Origin of the sequence: Synechococcales cyanobacterium CNB, from assembly GCA_030263455.1 — a bacterium.
Classification (GTDB): domain Bacteria; phylum Planctomycetota; class Phycisphaerae; order Phycisphaerales; family UBA1924; genus CAADGN01.
Genome location: SZOZ01000002.1, coordinates 135,393 through 154,363 on the forward strand (window position 1 = coordinate 135,393; position 18,971 = coordinate 154,363).

The window sequence follows — 18,971 nt, forward strand, 5'->3', positions numbered from 1 at the left end:
GCCACCGGGCGCTCCGACTTCGAGTACCCCACCGTTCCGTGGCGGCTTCGTCCCATCCCCGCCTCGCTCGCCCGATCACGCCGGTGAACCGTCTTCGCTCGCCTCGCGCACCACGTCTGCGTCGCGCGTGCCCGACTTGTGGTACTTCAGCCGTGCCTCCGCGTAGCGTTGCGGCGAGACCTTCAGGTCGGGCGTCTCGCCCCGCGCGTGCTGGGCGTGCAGGTGTTCCAGGAACGGCACGCACCAGTGGCATCCCGTCCCCGCGCTGAGGCACTCCGAGATCAGCGATGCCACCGGCGGGTTCTCAACCGCCAGGAACGTCCTGATCTTCCGCAGCGAGACGCGGAAGCACAGGCAGACGTGGTCGTCCGGGTCCATGCCGGATGCTACGCGGCCGGGTGTATCCTTCGTCGATGCACGCCGAGATCGAACTACGCACCCTCGACGAAACTGCGACGCTCGGCCGCGCCCTCGCCGGTGCGCTCCGCGCGGGCGACGTTCTCGCCCTGCGCGGCGAGCTCGGCGCGGGCAAGACCACGCTCGTGCGCGCCATCGCCGAGGCCCGCGGCGTGAACCCGGCCCTCGTCTCCAGCCCCACTTTCGTCATGGTCAACGAATACCCGGTCCCCGGCGGCCCGGCGATCGTCCACGCAGACGCCTACCGCCTCCGCGGCGAGGACGACCTCGACACCCTCGGCTGGGACCGGCTCGCCGACGGCTCGTCGGTACTCATCGTCGAATGGGCGAACCGCATCGCGGGCGCGCTCCCGCCCGATCGCACTGTCTGGGTCACGCTCACCGTCACGGGCGAGGCTTCACGCCGAGCCACGATCGAAGCGCCCGATTCCTGGGCGCAGCGAGCGGGCATCGCTTGGAGCGGTGAAGCGGAAGGCGCGAGAACAGCGACGGTTTGCCCCATCACCGGCCGACCCGTCCCGGCGGATGCGCCCACCTGGCCCTTCGCCGACGAGCGCGCCCGCTTGGCCGACCTTTACCGCTGGATGAGCGGGGAGTACGCGATCGGACGCGAGGTCGCCGAAAAGGACGAGGAATAACGGCACCCCGCCCTGCCACGCGGGACCGGCATCCTTGTACAAGAACGGGAGCCTGACCATCCGCCGCCTCCATGCCGCTTCGATGACCGGCTTCGAGCGCCTGTGTGCATCGGGCGTCATTCCCATCGTCGTCGGCTGGGCGTCCGCGCAGCCGCAGTGCGCCTACACGCTGCGCTACGACCCGTCCCGCGACCCCATGCTCATTGAAGTGACGATGATCGCGAGCGGATTGTCGCGCAACGACGGCCCATGGTCTCTCGTGCTCGACGGGTGGGGAGGGTGGACCGACCTCGACCGGCCGTATTTCGTCGTCACCAGCGCCGACCCGCCGCTGTCGGATGAGGAGGGACAGTCTCGATCGTTCGTCATCCCAGAGGGCTGGGACGGGTCGCTGCGCGTGACGTACACGATCCCGGCGCTCCCGATCGGCTCCCAAGAACAGCGAGCACGCACCATCCTCCCCGCGGCAGACGACCGATACATCGCGTGCGCCACGGTGAACACTATCGCGGAGATTCGCGGCTCATCGCGCGAGGGCCTGGCGAGGTCGATCACCTTCGACACGCCGCCCGGATCGACGGTCTTCACCGGCTGGGCAGGGGACGCGACCGAACGACCGAAGGTCGAACTCCCGCCGCCCGGCGACAACGCCATCTACGCCATCGGAACGCCCCTCGACGCACGCCGGGCGGAGTCGGACGGCGTGGCGATCGAGGTCTTCCAGTTCGCACCCGGCGACCGCGTTGCCGAGAAGACGCTGGAGGTTGCCTCAGCCTTCGTCGCACACGTCGCCGCGACCCTGCACGCGCCTCCGCCCCGTCCGGTCCGGATCTGCATCAGCGGCACGACGAGCGGCGGCTACCTCACGGACCACGGCCTGGTCGTCGGTCTCCCGCCCGGCTCGCCGGACTGGCTCCTCGACTCACCCTACTTCCGGCACCTCATCTGCCACGAACTCTTCCACACCTGGCTTGGCGGCGTGCTCCGCGAGACGGAATCCGAGCGCACCGTCTGGTTCAAGGAAGGATTCACCGACTATCTCTCGCTCTGGCACGGCGCGGCCTGCGGCGTGCTCCCCCGCGAGTGGTTCGCCACCCGGATGCTCGAGATCGAACGGGACGCGGCTGGGTCCGCGTTCGGCTCCACGCCCTTCATCGGCACGAACGATCCTTGGCGCGACGGCGACGGCCCCCGCGAGACGATGGCCTACAGGGGAGGGGCGGTCCTCGCACTCTCGCTCGACGCCGAACTGCGACGACGCGGGCACGGCGGGCTGGCCGTCATGCTCCGCGAGATGATCGCGGAACGAGAGATGCGATATTCCGACGAGACAATCCTGGCGCGCCTCCGCGGCCTCGGGCTTGCGGACTTCGCATCACGGTACATCACCGGAGCCGATGCGCCGACCGTCCGCGACGCCCTCCTCTCGCTGGGATACGAGTGGCGCGAGTTCCAGTCCGAACTCGCCTACGTCGGCCTACGGACCGAGAAGGGCGAGGGCTTCGGACGCGTCGTCGAGATCGACCCCGCCGGACCGGCCGCGGCGGCGGGCTTCCGGCAGGGCGATGTGATCGGCGGCCTCGCGCCCGCTCGCACGGACGACGCGCGCGTCACCGACGCGGTCATCACGTCCTTCCCGTTCGGCCTCACGATGATCGAACCGACGGACGACGCAGTCACCCTCTGGGTGCATCGCGCCGCTGCCGAGCCTACCTCGCTCCAGGTCATCCCGCGCCGGATTCCCGGCGGCGTCGTGCAACGCCTCACGCCCACGCCCGAAGCCGAGGCGGCGCTCTTCGGTGGCGGCTGACGGCCGGTACACAACCCTCACGCCCGCGGCGCGGCGTAGACGTGCAGCCTGTGCCCGCGCGGCTCCAGCCCGTGCTGCCGGCAGATGCGGTCACGGATGGCGATCAGTTCCGGCACGTCGATCCGCACGACCTCACCGGTGTCCACCCGGACGAGCAGATCGTTCGGGCGCGAGCCGTAGACCATCTGGTAGTGCGCCTGATCGTCGCCGGAGAGGACACGCTGGATGATCCCCGCCTCCTGGAGCAGTTTCAGGGTCCGGTACACCGTGGCCTTCGACACGCGGAACCCGCTCCGGCGGACCTCGTCCAGCAGTCGCTCGGCCTCGAACAGCCCGTCGAAGCGGATGATCGTGTCCAGCACCTGCGCCCGCTCGGGCGTGTACTTCAGGCCCTCGGACTTCAGTTTGCGCCTGAAGACCGCGCAGAGCGGCTCGACGATGCTCAGTTCGTCGTCGTGCAGGGTCGCCACGGAGCGGAGTTCCATGCTGTCATGGTAGGACGCGGCCCGTCGCGGGCGGGCCTCAGGCCGGTGGTGCCGCCCTGCCGTACACTCGCGGCGCATGGACGCCACCGGCTCGACTCGCACGCCCACCGGCGCACGGGCTTGGACCTTCGCGCTCGGCGCGTGCGGCGGCGTCATGCTGCTCGCGGCGGTCGCTTCGATCGGGTCGCCCGCCGGGGCAGCGGGCGCGCTTGGGGCCGTTATCTTCAAGGCAGGCTCGGCGTGGCCCGCCGTGCTCTACCTCCTCGGCGCACACGGCCTCGGACGGCTTGTCTCCCGGGTGTGGCGCGGCGCGGCCCTTGCCGTTCCCCTCCAGTTCGGCGCGGGCCTCGCCCTCATGCTCACGGCGAGTCACCTGCTCGGGGTCGCCGGGTTGCTGAACGGACGGGCGGGTCTCCCCATCGGTCTGGGCGTGTGTGTCGTCGGGGCCGCGCTCGCCTGCGAACAGTGGGCGCGAGCCGCACGGGAAGGCAAGCAAGCCACGGGCAGGACGCGCGGCGGGGCCTGGCTGGCCGCTGCACCGGCCGGGGCGGTGCTGCTGGTCGCCTCCTGCATGCCGCCGGGTTGGCTGTGGGACTCGGAGTTCGGCGGCTACGACGTCCTGAGTTACCACCTCCAGCTGCCGCAGGAGTGGCTCGCCCTCGGTGTGCTTCGCCCTCTGGAACACAACGTCTATTCGTTCCTGCCCGGCTATGTCGAGGCCGCCTACCTCCATCTCGCCGCCATGACCGGCGCTCCGCGCCCCGTCGCCGACGGCACGCCCTCCGGTCTGCTCGCCGCCGACGGCTGGCGCGCTCTCTCCTGCCAGATGCTCCACGCCGGCCTCGCGGTATGCGCGGCGTGGCTTGTCGCGCGAGCCACACTAGCCGCGGCCGACCGCTGGATGCCTGCGAACAACGGCACGGACCTGCCACGCACGGCCGGCACGGCGTGCGCGGGACTCGCCGGCGCGATCGTCCTCGCCACGCCCTGGACCGTCGTGTCCGGCTCTCTTGCCTACAACGAGATGGGCGTCGTCGCCCTCACCGCGGCGGCCATGATCGCCGCTGTCGACCGCGGGCTGGGCGCGCCGCGCCGCTGGCTGCTCGCGGGCGCACTCGTCGGCGCGGCGTGCGGGGTCAAGCCCACCGCCCTCCTCTTCACCACGCCCGTCGTCGGGCTGATGCTCATCACCACGACGCCCCGCAGCGAGTGGCTGCGCGCCGCCTCGCTCGGCGCGGTTGCCGGCGTCGCCATGCTCATCCCGTGGCTCGCGCGCAACGCCATGCACGGTGGCAACCCCGTCTTCCCGTTCCTCGCCTCGGTCTTCGGTTCCGCCCACTGGACCGATGAGCAGGTCACCCGCTACGCCGCCGCGCACGCCTTCGACGGGTCGCTCGCCGACCGCCTCCGTCTGCTCGTGCTGCGCGACGAGTCCGACCCCGCCGGCCCCCGGCACCGAGGCATGATGCACGCGCAGTGGGGTGTCTTCTTCCCCCTGCTTGCGGCAGCCGGCGCGGCAGCCATGCTCGGGCGAGCGCGAATCGGCGCGATCATCCTCGGCGTTGGTCTCATGGCTCAACTCCTTGCCTGGATGTTCGCCACGCATCTCCAATCACGGTTCCTCATGCCGATGCTCGCGCCTGGCACGGTCCTGATCGGCCTCGGGCTCTGCGGCCTCGCCGATCGCGGCACCGGCGTACGCCGCGCCGCCGTCGTCGTCGGTGCGATCGGCGCCCTTGTCCAGAGCGGACTCACGCTCGGCATCTACGCGGGCCAGCGGTCATCAAGCCCTGGCCTGCTCCTTCCGGTGGGTACGGACTTCCACACCGTCCCGTCAACCTCGCCCGACGAGGCCGACGCAGGCTCGCTCGGCTTCCTCAATCGTCGCGCTCCCGCAGGACGCACCGTGTACCTCCTCGGCGAAGCGACACCGTTCTACTTCACTGGCCGCGTCGTCTACAACACCACCTGGGACCGCTGGCCTCTCGGCGAAGCGATCGACGCCGCACCGGACAACCCCGCCGCATGGTCGGCCTCGCTGCGCAAACGCGGCATCGACGCCGTGCTCGTCTGCTACCCCGAACTCGAACGCCTCCGGCGCAGCGGTTACGCCGACCCTCGCGTGACCCCCGAGCGCGTCGCCCGCTGGCTCGAATCCGCTGCCGTGCCGATCCGTGCCTGGCCCGGCGAGGGACGTGCCCTGTACGCCCTCCCGGAGGGCGCGCCGTGAACACGCCCAACGCCGGACGCAGGCCGGTTCTGCGCTTCGCTCTGCAAATCGTCGGCTTCGTGGGCGGCCTCGCCCTCCTCGGCTGGTGCGTGCGCGCCGCCCTCTCCCCCGAGAACCGCGAGCAACTCGCCAGACTCGGCGATGCACCCGCCTGGTCCGTCGCAGTGCTGCTGGGTTTGTCCGCGGCCTCGGTCGCCCTCAACGGCCTCGCGTTCTGGAGCGCGCTCCTGCCCGCGCGACGCCTCCACGCCTCCGACGTCATCGCCACGAACGCCCTCGCCACATTCCTCAACTATCTTCCCTTCAAACTCAGCGCGATCAGCCGCGTCGTCATCCACAACCGGCGCGACCGCGTGCCGCTGCTCACGATCGGCGGGTGGTTCGGCGCGGTCCTCGGCGTGATGGCGGCCTCGCTCGTCCCGCTGGTGGCGGCGAGCCTCTGGCGGCAGACCGTGGACGCCGCGTGGTGGGCCGTCGCCCTGCTCGGGCCGATCGCCGCGGGGGGGGGTCTGGTCGCCCTCGCCCGTCCGTTCGCCGACGAGCGTGGCCTGGCCCGCCTCCACGTCATCCTCGACCCGCTCGCCGTCGGCCCGCTCCGGCGCGCCCTGCGCAGCGAACGCTTCGCGCAGTTGCACGCGGGCGTCACCATGCTCGCGGACCCGCGCGCCGTCGCTATCGGCGTCTCCGTCCGGCTCGCCGACGTCGCCGTGCAGACCGCCCGATTCGTCCTCGCGGCATCGATCCTCGGCGTCGCGCTGCCCTGGGACCACGCCGCGCTTGTCGCTTCGTCCTACTTCCTCATCTCCGTCGTTTCGCCCTTCGGGATGCTCGGCACGCGCGAGGCCGGCACGGTCTGGCTCGCCGCCGCGCTCGGCCTCGTCGGCGCGAGCGACGCCACGACGCACCCCCTTGTCGTCGTCACCCTCTTCATCACCGGCACGGAGTCCGTCGTGCTCCTCGCGAGCGCGGCCTTGGCAGTGCTCTGGCTGCGGAGAACGAGATCAAGAAAAAACATGCGGGCGGCGTGACAGGCACCCGGGTGTCCCGCTCGTGGCGGACCACCACGCCCGCGCGACCCACCCATATCATCCTCTCGCCATGCGCCTCGCCCTTGTGCAGTTCAATCCCACCGTCGGCGACATCGACGGCAATGCCGAACGCATGGCGGGCTTCATCGGCCGGGCACGAAACGACGGCGCGACCCTCGTCATCTTCCCTGAACTGGCCGTCTGCGGCTACCCCCCCCGCGACCTGCTGCTCTGCGAGGGCTTCGTCCCCGCGTGCGTTCGCGCCACCAAGCGCCTCGGCGAACGCCACACCGCCGGCCTCACCGTCGTCTTCGGCTGCCCGCTTCCGGTCGATCAGGAACGCCCCCAGCACGGCACCGCGAACAGCCTGCTCGCCTACACCGACGGGCGCTACCTCGACTACCACGACAAGCGGCTGCTCCCCACCTATGACGTCTTCGACGAGGACCGCTACTTCGAGCCGGGAGATCGCGCGGTCGTCGTGCGCGTCGGCACATGGCGCGTCGGCCTGAGCATCTGCGAGGATCTCTGGCGAGGCGAGGACGCCGGTTTCGCGTCGCGGTACGCCCATGACCCCGACCCCGTCGAGGCGCTCGCCCGTGCCGGCATGGACCTGCTCGTCAACCCCTCGGCAAGCCCCTTCGTGCTCGGCAAGGGCGCACGCCACCGCGACATCCTGCGCAAGCACGCGGCGCGCCACGGCGTCTGGGTCGCCGCGGTGAACCAGGTCGGCGGCAACGACGACCTCGTCTTCGACGGGCACGCCGCGCTGTACGACCCGCGCGGCCGAGCCGCCGCCTTCGGACCCGGCTTCGAGGAGTCGATCGTCCTCGCCGACCTGCCGGACGAGCCAGGCGGCGCGCCTAGGGGTGGGGCAGCGCCGACGGACCCGCTTCTCGCCGCGCCGCAGACCGAGCAGGCCTTCCGTGCCCTCGTCCTCGGCACGCGCGACTACGTTCGCAAGACAGGCCACGCCCGCGCCATCATCGGCCTCTCCGGCGGCATCGACTCCGCTGTCACCGCCTGCATCGCCGTCACCGCTCTCGGCCGCGAGAACGTCACCGGCGTCGCCATGCCCGGAAAGTACTCGTCCGAAGGTTCGATCCGCGATGCGCGCGACCTCGCCGACCGCCTCGGCATCCGCCTCCTCACCGTACCCATCGGGCCGGCCTTCGACGGCTTCCGCGCGTCGCTCGACCCCGCCATGCGCGAACTCGGCGAATCCGCCCTCGGCGAGCGACTCCCCGACGTCGCCGAGCAGAACCTCCAGTCGCGCGCCCGCGGCACAACGCTCATGGCCCTCAGCAACCGCACCGGCGCGCTCGTCCTCACCACCGGCAACAAGAGCGAACTCGCTGTCGGCTACTGCACTCTCTACGGCGACATGAACGGCGGGCTGGCCGTGCTGGCGGACGTAACAAAACGGCTCGTCTACGACCTCGCACGCTGGATGAACGCCAACCCCGGCGCGGCCGGCTTCTCACGACCTCCCGTCCCAGAGGCCAGCATCGCCAAGCCCCCGAGCGCGGAACTCGCGCCGAACCAGCGCGATCAGGACACCCTCCCCCCCTACGACGTCCTCGACGAGATCGTCGCCCGCTACGTCGAGCGGCACGAGTCCCCCTCGCGCATCATCGACGAGACCGGCTTCGACGAACAGACCGTGCGCCAGATCGTCCGCCTCATCGACGTCAACGAGTACAAACGCCGCCAACTCGCCACGGGCATCAAGATCACGTCCGTCGCGTTCGGCACGGGCCGGCGCAGGCCGATCGCCCAGCGGTGGCGGGGTCAGTAGATCGCCGACCCTCACGGCCCGCTGGGGCGTGATGCGTCAGCGAATCGACCTCTCGCAACAAACATAATGCGAACCCCACCTGCGAACCAACGCCAAAACACAGGTATTGCCCTGCTCACAGGAGGGGCATTTTCAGGTATGCTGGGCAGCGGAGTGCGCGGGGGAGTTCTCGGGCACAACTCGGCTGGTACTTTCCCACACGGAGGAATGACCCATGAGACTGGCGTGTGTTGGTATGGCCGCTCTGGCCACGGTTGTTGTCGGCGCCTCGGCGCAGTATCTGATGATGCCCGACTCGACAAACAACCGCCTTGTGCTGTTCGATCCATTCGATGGCTCGGTGGTGAACTCCAACTACTTCGCCCTGCAGGGCGGGACGCCCATCCACGCCATGCAGGTCGGCAACCAGATCTGGGTCTCCGAGCAGGTCGGCGATCGCATCTCGCGCTGGGACGTCGTCACCGGTGCGCACCTCGGCGACATCTCCGGCGGACTCGACAACATCCGTGGGATGGGCCTCATCAACAACACCGTCTACGTGACCAACTCGGGAACGTCGAACGGCGCGCCCGGCAACTCGGTCGTGATGTTCGACACCAACGGCAACAACCTCGGCTTCTTCTCGACCGTCGGCCTGGCGCCAAGCCCCTTCGGCATCCTCGCGCACCAGGGCGGCATGCTCGTCTCGTCCTCCAGCGCGAACGACGACATCCACCGCTTCGCGCTCGACGGCACGCCTCTCGGCACGTTCCACAACAGTGGTGACCTGAACTTCGCCGAGCAGATGAACTACGACGCCAACGGCAACGTCCTCGTCGCCGGATTCTCCTCGCCCGCGGGAACCAAGGTTCTCGACGTCAACACCGGCGCCCTGCTCGACTCGATCGCCGGCTCCGGAAACCGCGGCGTCTGGCAGCTCGGCAACGGCAACATCATGTGGACCAACGGCTCCGGCGCCAACATCTGGGACGGCACCAGCAGCACACTCATCTACGCAGGCGGCGGCCGATACATCGACTTCGTACTCATCCCCACCCCCGGCGGACTCGCCCTCCTCGGTGTCGCCGGCCTCCTCGGCGCCCGTCGCCGACGCTGAGCCGACCGCAACCCACCGATCGCTGTTCCCTCACGAGGCCCCGGCCCCACGCCGGGGCCTCTTTCACGCGCACGCCGCGGGAGTCCGCCTACGCCCCCCACTCCCCCGCGTACAGCGTGATGAACCCGGCAGCATCCCGCCCCGCCAACTCGAACATCCGCTTGGCGATCTGCCGCAGGTGAAGCGCATCGTGCGCCGCCCACGCCCCGAGCAGGTCGCCCGCCCGGATCGGCCCGAACTTCGGGTGCTCGTACGCCAACGACCAGTCCGCCCCCGCCGCGACCACGGGCCGAAGCCACGCGATCGACGCCTCGCGCTCGCGCACGAACCGCTCCACGCTCTCGCGCAGCCCGCGCTCGTTGTACCGACGCTCCCGCGCCCACCCCTCCGGGTCGATCGCCGGCCACGCCCCCTCGCGCCGCTCCAGCACGAACCGCACACGCGCACGAAAATCATCCGCTTCCTCGTCGGCCAGGTGGTTCACCACCTCCAGCACCGACCACGCCCCGCTCGCCGGCTTCCACCGCGCATCCGCCTCGCGCACGCACGCCGCCACACCCGGCAGCGCACGCCCGAACGCCTCCAGCCGATCGACGATCGCCGACGCGTTCATGCAGCCCCCTCTCCCTGATTCCTTGCGGCAACCACACGTTGCAGGACATCGCCCGCCCTCGAATCACCGACGCCTGGTATGGGAACCGAAGGTCCAGAACAAGGCACCGATGAGCACACAATTCCTACCGATCCCAAAGAGCGCCTCGGCACGGTTCGACTCGAAGACCTTGACAACGCCCAGGCACCCGCACGCAGGCGGACGGGATGAAGCCGCAAAGTAAAGCAAGACAAATGAGAAGCCGCCAAGAAGACTCACCGAAGCCCAAGCGGAGTACGTGCCCGCAAAGACGAGAAGCCCGTACCCGACGACGGCCTCGACGCCAACGATAGTTCCTACGCCCAGAGAACGGAGTGCTTCAGGCATTCCGACGTATTCCATCGCTGGAATCAGGCTTGCCGGATGCCACGCTTTGAGCATCGCGGATGCGAGCAGCAGCGCACCGATCGCCCTCCGCAAAACGCCTCGGCCGGGCGACCGCGAGACGTGGCAAGCAGCGGCCTCGACAATGCCATTCATACTCAGCCCGGCAAGTCTCGCCCGACCGCGCGGGCCGCTTCGCGGAGAACGTCCATTTGGCGCTCGAGTTCGAATCGCAGCCAATCGTTCTTCGTAGCCTCGTCGAGCGCGCGTTGCGCATCGGCGGGCAGGACCGAATCGGGGCGTCGCATCTGAATCACTGTCAAGAGGCTTGCGGACCGCAGCCGAACGGTGTCTTCCGGGTCTGCGAGACCACGAACGGCGTACTCAATGCACTCAGATTCCACCGCGGTCACAGGACCGACCTGAGCCCAGGCACGAGCAAGAAAGCCCAAGGCATAGTCACCCAGAGCGACCCGTTCAAACGCGGTCTCATCCCCGGGATCTGGAACTCGGTAGGCTCGCAGCGCGTCAAGGAATGGGCGCAACTCACGCGGCTCGCCCGAGAGACGATCTCGAAGATAGAAGCCGACGATGAGGAGATTGCGAAGCTCCCCGCCGGTCGCCATGCCGACCGCCTGACGCTCTTCGGCGGAGAGATGAGGCAACAATGAATCCGGGTCATCGAGCAGGTCCGTCATTGCTGCCCGCTGGGGCCTGCCCGAGGAATCCCGCTCGCCATCGGGCGCGCCGAAACGAATGACCGCAACCGTACTCGCAACGACCGCCAGAGCAGCGCCGACACCGGCAAGCACCCACACATGGGTTCGCCGCATATGGGGAACTCCTGTCACGTCACGGGTACTGTGGGTCGCCGGGCTCCTCGGGCTCGGTGCAGTTGGTCGGGAGGGTTGCACATGTCCCGGCGCAAGCCCACCATCCCGGACTGGTGACATCCGGGTTGAAGTGCGTACAGCAGACACGACAGAAGCGTTGGCATGGCTCGAGACTGCACGTGGTATCGTTTGTATGCCAAAGTCCCGATGGAGACCACCAAGCCAGACAGATCGCCGTCATTCCACCGACAGCAGACACGAATGCGAGACCACGAGTAATGCGCATTGCCGGTTCCTCCACTGCAAGACCACTCCGGAATGGCACACTTCCGGTGTGCCTTCAGGGCGGAGCGTAATCTATGGCCTTTGCCCTGTCAAGTTCGGTTCTCCCTACCGTCGCTCCGGCGCACGCACATTTTGTTCGCGCTTTGTTCTGGTCGCGGACCCATTGCCTATCGTGGGCATCGTCAGAGTAGGAATTTGTTCGGCTCGACAGCCTTTGCACGGACTGGGAATCCTGCCTGACCCAGTGTGAATCGACTCTCACAAGGTATACTTTTCCTGTGAGGGCATTCTCTCTCATCGAGCTGATGGTCACAATCGCGTTGACCGCTGTCGTTCTCGCTCTGAGCCTTCCCGCCTTTGCCCATGCGAGAAGACTGGCGCAACGGGTGGCCTGCGAGACAAACATCCGAAGCTGTATGCAAGCAATGGCGAACTACGCGGGCGGCAGCGACGATAGTCTCCCGATGTTCGCCGAGCGGCGTCTGCTCGACGCTTTCTCCAACGGAGGAATCTCGCTCAGTTACTTCTATCAGAGCATTCATTGGCCAATGGTCGTGCGCGACTACTTGACGGGTCGCCCCCTCGATGAAGTTCAGCTCTGCCCGAGCAGTCCTGTTATCAAAGCGGCGTTCGGTGGCAGTGGCTCGTACACGACATATCTGAACGACTACCCGCCGTCGTACACGCAGCCCTCCGACTACTGGCTTTCGTACACGATGTTCAGCGCGCCGGAGATGTGGATGCCGGGTGGACGCATCGATAACGAGCGATTGCTGAGGGCCGTCCGGCTCTCCGAGATCCAGTTTCCGTCGTCGAAGGGGGTTCTCGTCGAGCCGCGGGCATGGCACGTCATCGATCGTCGCGGCGGTCACCCCTCCCTGATCGACGACGGGAGAGCAGACGGGCCGTTCGTGATCGCGTTTGCGGACGGAGCTGTTTCGTCTTTGAAGCGATCGTCCCTCATACCCGGCTATGGAGACAACGGCATCATGCCGAAGTATGCCGTAGCCGTACTTGCCACGCAGGCTGGCGCTCGTGGAAGAGACCGGTAGCCCACGAGACCGCGGCAAACCCTGACACGAGCAGCTGCTGCTTTCGCCGACGCGTTCACGAACTCCCCTCGCGCATCCGCTCCAGCCCCTGCGGGAACGGGTACACCGGGAACACGCCCACGTGCCCGTACGACCACATCCGCGGCGAGGGGTAGACGTCGCCACGGTACCCACCCTGGTACATCGTCCGCAACACGGCCTCGAAACTCGGCTCGCGCCCGTCCGGCCCCAGCAGCCGGTTCGACCGCGCCCCGAGGAACGACACGCTCGCCACAGGACGACGCTCCATCCGCCCCTGGATCATCTTCGCCACCGTGCGGAAGCCGCGCGACAGATCGTCCAGCGTGAAGTGGTCCCGACCCTTCGGCCGCAGCAGCCCGAGGATCAGCAGGCTGTCGAGATCGTACTTCAGGATGTACGGTTCGCGGTCCTTGGCCGCGTGCACAGACACCGCCTCCTGAAAGACGCGGGCGTAGGAGGTGACGGTCTGCACGCTCCACTGGCTGGTGGTGACGAGGTTGACGAGTTGAGCGACGATGCCGTGCGAGTTGTCCTCGTCGTTCACGCCGCAGACGATGGTGCGGTAGCGCCCGTCGAGCGCGTCGCGGAGCATGTCCTGCCCCCAGAGGATGCGCACGCGCGTGCCGGCCTCAATGCGCGCGTTGTCCGGCGGCAGGAGCGTGACCCGGTCGGCGAAGTTCTCGGAAGCGAGCAGGGATTCCGCCCCCTCGTCATAGATGCGGGTGTGGTCGTGGGCGGTGTCGGGCATGGCGAGTCTCCTGAGTCCTGCGGGAGCGCGTCCCCGCGAGCCATCCTACGCGCTGCCGATCAGAGCAGCACGAGGACTCCAGCGACGATCGCGCCGAGGACGATGAGGATGAGCACGACGCCACCGATGATGCACGGGATGCAACGCTGTGGGCTTGTGGCCATGGCACGATCTCCTTAAACCGTTGCGGGCGACGGGGCGTCACCTTCGCGCCGCCGCTGCGGTCACTCCGGCCAGCGCGGCCCCGGCGCTGCACCCGATCCAACGAACTCCGACGACGAGATTGCAGACAACGTGTCCAGCCGCACCGATGAGTCGCCCGCCCAGATTCACGGCCGCCTGGGCGATCCTGCAAGCGGCGATGACGCCGACACCAACAAGCGCGATCCCGCCAGCGACAACCAGCGCCCCGGCGGCGACGGCGACATCGGCAACCCCTGCGATCACCTGGCCGGCAGCACACGCCGTGTCGGTCACGATCGCCGCCGCTCGGCATGCAACGCCTGCGGCTACGGCTATCCCGATACACGCGGCCCGGGTCGACTCCGCGGCCACGCGGCAGCCCGCCCTCGCCACCGCGGCGGCGGCCACGCACCCGGCCCTCGCCGCCTGGCACGCGTATCGGCGCGGATCCCAGGCGCCAAACTGGCCGTTGCAGTTGGTGAACTGCGTGCAGACGATCGCGCAAGGCCCTGCAAGCGTGGTGGCGAGCGTCGCGTTGCACGCCGCGATCGCTGTCGCTTCGGTCGCTGCGCAGGCGTCGATGGCCGCCCCGGTGCCCGCGTAGCAGTCGGCGACTGCCGCGGGTCTCCCCGCGAGCCGATTCAACGCCGCACCCGCAACTCCGACGGCCGATCCCGCCGCGCCGAAGACGGCGTCCGCCGCACCGCTGCACGCTGTCTCCATGCCCACCACCGTCCGTTGAACCGCGAAGTCCCACGTGTCACGCCCGGCCTGGCAGGTCCGGCGGCGCGCCGCCGCCGCTTGGTCGCAGGGTTGCCGGCTCGGAGTGAATACACCCCCGAACTCCAGCGCATCGATGATCGACTCCGCGTAGTCGCGTGCCCCGGCGACGTTCGGATGGCCCACCGACGCCATGATCGACGTCATCTCGCCCACCGAGTCCAGCGGTGGATTGAACAAGTTCTGGGCCACCGCGTTCGTCACCGCCGTCCGCCGCTGGACCGCGACCTCGTCGTGCGGCGTAATCCCCGCGAGAATCATCGCGACGTCGAGCGCGTTCGTCGGCGTCACGTCCGGAACGCCGTCGTAGTCCCACAGCATCGTGAATGGCGCAAACAGGCAGCGCTCCCGTTCAATCCCGGATCGCGCGAAGAACACGTTTCGCCCCGGGAACTCGCTGCGGACTGTGGCGATCGCCTGCCGAAGACGACGGTTCGACGCGACCTGCCAGGCCCGCGAGGCGTCCGCGGCGGCAGCGATCGTAAGCGGCGCCACGAAGTTCAGCCCGGGGACATAGTGGATCGCGACCAGCGCCTGCACTCTGAACAGCGCCGCCGACGAGTACATGGAAAAAACAGGGAAGTAGCCGTTGACGACGACGTCCGCATTGCGGAAGTTCGTGAGCGCGAACCGCAGCGTTTCGATCATCTTCTCGCGCACACGGACGGCCGCCGCGAAGATCCACGCCTCCCACGACGCCAGCGGGCCGCCCTCTTCGATCGCCGCAGTGGGCGCGATGATGTTCCCGATCCCCGTGTCGTTGATCCCGCCATCGAGCAGAATGAGGCGAACCTCGCCCGGGTCGCTCGCGTTCGCCGGGTCTGAGAGGATGCCCAATGCCGACTCGAGTTGACGCAGCGTCGTCGGAACCGAACCGGGAATCTCGCGGGTGAAGTCGGCAGACCTGTACAGCGGAGGCACTGTCGGTGAGGTCGTATCCAACAAACTGCCGCGAACGGTAACATCCGCACGTTCCACCGTGCCGCGAGATGCCTGAATCGACGGCGGCGTACATCTCGCACCGGAACGAGCCATCGAGAGTTCCGTGACCGGCGCGCCGAGTTCGGCTTGCAGACGCAGGCGCACGATCTCCCGGAAGCGATTCTGCGGCAGCAGCCCCTGCCCCCACATGAGCGAGTCGCCGGCCGAGATCATCACCGGATTGGCGACCGGCGTCGCCACGGTCGCCCCATCGAACGCTGTCAATGCAACGACCATGCTGCCCCCCGAGGTGCCCCGAGCGGCGCCGCAAGCGCCCCCGGTCAAGCCGAGTCTACATGAAACCTCGGGAGAGCAAGGGGGCCGTGCCAAGCAATGGCCAGGAACGAAAAAGACCCCGCCCGGGTTTACCCGGACGGGGTCAATTGTCGGCGATGACCTACTTTCCCGCGGTGCAGTATCATCGGCGGCCGGGGCTTAACTGCTGTGTTCGGGATGGGAACAGGTGTGACCCCCGACCTGTGGTCACCGACAAAGCACGCGGCGCGCGTCAGCGCGGCGCGGGCGATGGATCGGACGAGAGCACGGCAAGCGCCGTGCAGAACAGTGCATGGAACGCCGGGCCGCGCCATCCCCGGGGGATGGCGCCGACACCGCGGCGGCCGGTTGGTGCGACAAAGCCTTCGACCGTTAGTACCGCTCCGCTGAGGGCCTTTCAGCCCGTGCACGCGCGGCCTATCAACCTCGTGGTCTCCGAGGGGTCTTCCGTCTTTCGACCACCAGGCCTCATCTCGAGGGGGGCTTCCCGCTTAGATGCTTTCAGCGGTTATCCCTGCCCGACGTAGCTACCCTGCGGTGCGGCGAGCGCCGCAACAGGATCACCAGGGGTCGGTCCAACCCAGTCCTCTCGTACTAGGGTTGACTCCTCTCAAGCCTGGAACGCCCACAGCAGATAGGGACCGACCTGGCTCACGCCGGTCTGAACCCAGCTCGCGTACCGCTTTAATCGGCGAACAGCCGAACCCTTGGGACCACCTTCAGCCCCAGGATGCGATGAGCCGACATCGAGGTGCCAAACCGCACCGCCGCTATGGACGCTCGGGTGCGATCAGCCTGTTATCCCCGGGGTACCTTTTATCCGATGAGCTACGACCCTTCCACACGGGATCGCAGGATCACTAGAGCCCACTTTCGTGACTGCTCGGCCCGTCGGCCTCGCAGTAGAGCCGGCTTGTGCTCTTGCACTCTGAAACGCGGTTTCCATCCGCGCTGAGCCGACCTTTGCGCTCCTCCGTTACCTTTTTGGAGGAGACCGCCCCAGTCAAACTGCCCGACACGCACGGTCCCCCGCCCGGATTCACGGGATTCGGGGTTAGGCCACAAACGTATTCAGGGTGGTATTTCACCGTTGGCTCCACCCGGGCCGAAACCCGGGCTTCGAAGCCTCCCACCTATCCTACGCAGAACATGCTCGTGACCAATGCGAGCCTGCAGTAAAGGTCCACGGGGTCTTTCCGTCTTGCTGCGGGTAGGCGGCATCTTCACCGCCACTACTATTTCACCGAGTCGGTCGTGGAGACAGTGCTCCAGTGATTACGCTATTCATGCGCGTCGGAACTTACCCGACAAGGAACTTCGCTACCTTAGGACCGTCATAGTTACGGCCGCCGTTTACCGGTGCTTAAGTCGCGAGCTTCGCCGAAGCTGACCCGCTCCCGTGACATTCCGGTACCGGGCAAGCGTCACTCTGTATACATCCTCTTGCGAGTTGGCACAGAGCTGTGTTTTTGATAAACAGTTCCCAGAGCCTTTTCTCTGCGCCCCGAAGGGCCCCCTTCTTGCGAACGTACGGGGTTAATTTGCCTAGTTCCTTCACGACCGTTCTCTCGAGCGCCTGAGGCTATTCGCCTCGCCCACCTGTGTCAGTTTTGGTACGGGCCTCGCTTCGCCCGCGCGGCTTTTCTGGAGACTCCCGCCCCCGGGAACGGCCACAAGGGCCTGGGCACAACTGGTCGCCCACCCGAGCTGAGGAATCTGCACCGCGCTTCGATCTCCGCGAGGGGGCCGGAATATTCACCGGCTGTCCATCGACTACGCCTTTCGGCCTCGCCTTAGGTCCCGCCTCACCCTGGGCGGATGTACCTTCCCCAGGAACCCTTGGGCTTACGGCGAGCGGGATTCTCACCCGCTTTATCGTTACTCAAGCCCGCATATGCACTTCCTCACGCTCCACGGACCGTTCCCGGACCGCTTCACCGCCGAGAGGAACGCTCTCCTACCACGCTTGCGCGTCCGCGGCTTCGGCTCCCCGCTTATTCCCGATCATTTTCGGCGCCAGACTCCTCGGCCAGTGAGCTATTACGCACTCTTGAAATGGTGGCTGCTTCTAAGCCAACATCCTGGCTGTCACGGCAATCTGACTTCCTTACGAACTCAGCGGAGATTCGGGGCCTTAGCCGGCGGTCTGGATTGTTCTCCTTTTGACGACGGATATTGTCACTCGCCGTCTATCTCCCGGGTCTTGGCCGACGGTATTCGGAGTTTGGTTGAGCGCGGTAGGCTTGTGGCCCCCAACGCTCATCCAGTCGCTCTACCCCCGTCGGTTGCGCTCCCGAGGCTAACCCTAAAGTTATTTCGGAGAGAACGAGCTATCTCCCAGTTTGATTACACTTTAAGTCCTCCCCACAGCTCATCCCATGTCTTTTCAACGACAACGAGATCACTAGGTTTCGCGTCTAGCCCGTGCGACTGAACGCCCTGTTCAGACTCGCTTTCGCTCCGCCTCCGGCCCGATGGGCCTTAGGCTCGCCGCACAGACTAACTCGCGGGCTCATTATGCAAAAAGCACGCCGTCACCCCCCTTTCGGGAGGCTCCGACCGCTTGTAGGCACACGGTTTCAGGTACTCTTTCACCCCGCTCATCGCGGTGCTTGTCATCGTTCAGTCGCCTTACTGATCCACTATCGGTCGTTGAGGAGTACTTAGCCTTGGGGGGTGGACCCCCCGTGTTCAGTCCGGGTTCCACGGCACCGAACCTACTCAAGGGCTTACGCACGCTTCCGGGTACAGGGCTTTCACCTTCTCAGGCCGCGCATTCCAACGCGTTCGCTCTTCCGCGTACGCATCCGCTTTCGCTCGCCGCTACTCACGGAGTCGCTGTTGCTTTCCTTTCCTCCGGGTACTGAGATGTTTCAGTTCCCCGGGTTCGCTCCGCACGCCTATGCATTCAGCGGGCGGTGGCCCCGAAGGGCCGGGTTTCCCCATTCGGACATCCCAGGATCGACGCTCGGTTACCAGCTCCTCTGGGCTTTTCGCAGGTTCCCACGTCCTTCATCGCCTCTCAACGCCAAGACATCCACCGTGTGCCCTTCGTAGCTTTGTCGCACCAACCCGACGCCGCGGCCGCCTTCGACCGCAACCATCGCCATCGCTCGTTCTTGTCCGTGTTGATCCCGTTGACGCGACGCGGGGAGGCGTCCCCGCGCCGCGAAAGAAGCGACGGCCGTTGATGCAAACCCAAACCAGCACTCAGGCACTGCTCTACTTTGGTGCTTGCCAATCAACCCCGACGACACGGCCCGTCGCTCCACTGCGATCGAACCGCCCGCTCGTCGGGGCTGGCTCTCGTCCGTATCCGGTTGTCAAAGATCAG

The 18,971-nt window shown here is 67.3% G+C and carries 12 protein-coding genes and 2 rRNA genes; 6 read left to right on the forward strand and 8 right to left on the reverse strand.

The annotated features are described in order from the left end of the window. Positions 1–75: 75 nt before the first annotated feature. A complete protein-coding gene (locus FBT69_02230) occupies positions 76–378 on the reverse strand; it encodes a (2Fe-2S)-binding protein (GenBank protein ID MDL1903615.1) in 303 nt (100 codons plus the stop codon). Between the two features lie 5 nt (positions 379–383). Here FBT69_02230 and tsaE point away from each other — a divergent pair, with 5 nt between their 5' ends. Together tsaE and FBT69_02240 are read left to right on the forward strand one after the other, a co-directional pair. After that, a complete protein-coding gene (gene tsaE, locus FBT69_02235) occupies positions 384–1,055 on the forward strand; it encodes a tRNA (adenosine(37)-N6)-threonylcarbamoyltransferase complex ATPase subunit type 1 TsaE (protein MDL1903616.1) in 672 nt (223 codons plus the stop codon). 34 nt (positions 1,056–1,089) lie between these two features. After that, positions 1,090–2,865, forward strand: coding sequence for a hypothetical protein (locus tag FBT69_02240; protein ID MDL1903617.1), 1,776 nt, complete (start codon positions 1,090–1,092; stop codon positions 2,863–2,865). 17 nt (positions 2,866–2,882) lie between these two features. Here FBT69_02240 and FBT69_02245 read toward each other — a convergent pair whose 3' ends face one another. Continuing rightward, positions 2,883–3,506, reverse strand: a complete 624-nt coding sequence (locus FBT69_02245; GenBank protein MDL1903618.1) for a transcriptional repressor — start codon at positions 3,504–3,506, stop codon at positions 2,883–2,885. Between the two features lie 1,869 nt (positions 3,507–5,375). Here FBT69_02245 and FBT69_02250 point away from each other — a divergent pair. The 3 genes from FBT69_02250 (at position 5,376) to FBT69_02260 (ending at position 9,502) form a co-directional block, all read left to right on the forward strand. Next, positions 5,376–6,608: a hypothetical protein gene (locus FBT69_02250; protein ID MDL1903619.1), complete on the forward strand. Its 1,233-nt coding sequence runs from the start codon at positions 5,376–5,378 to the stop codon at positions 6,606–6,608. Positions 6,609–6,678: 70 nt separating this feature from the next. Then, positions 6,679–8,406: an NAD+ synthase gene (locus FBT69_02255; GenBank protein MDL1903620.1), complete on the forward strand. Its 1,728-nt coding sequence runs from the start codon at positions 6,679–6,681 to the stop codon at positions 8,404–8,406. A gap of 214 nt (positions 8,407–8,620) precedes the next feature. Continuing rightward, positions 8,621–9,502 carry a hypothetical protein gene (locus FBT69_02260; GenBank protein ID MDL1903621.1) on the forward strand — a complete coding sequence of 294 codons (882 nt, stop codon included), beginning with the start codon at positions 8,621–8,623 and terminating at the stop codon, positions 9,500–9,502. An 88-nt stretch (positions 9,503–9,590) separates the two neighbouring features. On the opposite strand, the gene FBT69_02265 is transcribed toward FBT69_02260, so the two are convergent. Then, positions 9,591–10,115 (reverse strand): DinB family protein, encoded by a 525-nt coding sequence (locus tag FBT69_02265; protein ID MDL1903622.1) that lies wholly within the window; start codon positions 10,113–10,115, stop codon positions 9,591–9,593. Positions 10,116–10,636: 521 nt separating this feature from the next. Next, a complete protein-coding gene (locus FBT69_02270; GenBank protein ID MDL1903623.1) occupies positions 10,637–11,311 on the reverse strand; it encodes a hypothetical protein in 675 nt (224 codons plus the stop codon). Positions 11,312–11,832: 521 nt separating this feature from the next. On the opposite strand from FBT69_02270, the gene FBT69_02275 reads away from it, so the two are divergent. After that, positions 11,833–12,648, forward strand: coding sequence for a type II secretion system protein (locus FBT69_02275; protein ID MDL1903624.1), 816 nt, complete (start codon positions 11,833–11,835; stop codon positions 12,646–12,648). Between the two features lie 55 nt (positions 12,649–12,703). Here FBT69_02275 and FBT69_02280 read toward each other — a convergent pair whose 3' ends face one another. The 4 genes from FBT69_02280 to FBT69_02295 all read right to left on the reverse strand — a co-directional run bounded on the left by FBT69_02280 (position 12,704) and on the right by FBT69_02295 (position 18,701). Then, positions 12,704–13,417: a hypothetical protein gene (locus FBT69_02280; GenBank protein MDL1903625.1), complete on the reverse strand. Its 714-nt coding sequence runs from the start codon at positions 13,415–13,417 to the stop codon at positions 12,704–12,706. A gap of 201 nt (positions 13,418–13,618) precedes the next feature. Then, positions 13,619–15,598 (reverse strand): hypothetical protein, encoded by a 1,980-nt coding sequence (locus tag FBT69_02285; protein MDL1903626.1) that lies wholly within the window; start codon positions 15,596–15,598, stop codon positions 13,619–13,621. 147 nt (positions 15,599–15,745) lie between these two features. After that, positions 15,746–15,852, reverse strand: a 5S ribosomal RNA gene (gene rrf, locus FBT69_02290). A gap of 135 nt (positions 15,853–15,987) precedes the next feature. Continuing rightward, positions 15,988–18,701, reverse strand: a 23S ribosomal RNA gene (locus FBT69_02295). Positions 18,702–18,971: the final 270 nt, after the last annotated feature.

Coding starts and splice junctions, on each gene's coding strand:
- FBT69_02285 (MDL1903626.1), bottom strand. CDS start 15,598: ATGGTCGTTGCATTGACAGCGTTCGATGGGGCGACCGTGGCGACGCCG.
- FBT69_02255 (MDL1903620.1), top strand. CDS start 6,679: ATGCGCCTCGCCCTTGTGCAGTTCAATCCCACCGTCGGCGACATCGAC.
- FBT69_02270 (MDL1903623.1), bottom strand. CDS start 11,311: ATGCGGCGAACCCATGTGTGGGTGCTTGCCGGTGTCGGCGCTGCTCTG.
- FBT69_02265 (MDL1903622.1), bottom strand. CDS start 10,115: ATGAACGCGTCGGCGATCGTCGATCGGCTGGAGGCGTTCGGGCGTGCG.
- FBT69_02250 (MDL1903619.1), top strand. CDS start 5,376: ATGGTCGGCCTCGCTGCGCAAACGCGGCATCGACGCCGTGCTCGTCTG.
- tsaE (MDL1903616.1), top strand. CDS start 384: ATGCTACGCGGCCGGGTGTATCCTTCGTCGATGCACGCCGAGATCGAA.
- FBT69_02280 (MDL1903625.1), bottom strand. CDS start 13,417: ATGCCCGACACCGCCCACGACCACACCCGCATCTATGACGAGGGGGCG.
- FBT69_02245 (MDL1903618.1), bottom strand. CDS start 3,506: ATGACGCCGCCGCACGCGCCGAGCGCGAAGGTCCAAGCCCGTGCGCCG.
- FBT69_02260 (MDL1903621.1), top strand. CDS start 8,621: ATGAGACTGGCGTGTGTTGGTATGGCCGCTCTGGCCACGGTTGTTGTC.
- FBT69_02230 (MDL1903615.1), bottom strand. CDS start 378: ATGGACCCGGACGACCACGTCTGCCTGTGCTTCCGCGTCTCGCTGCGG.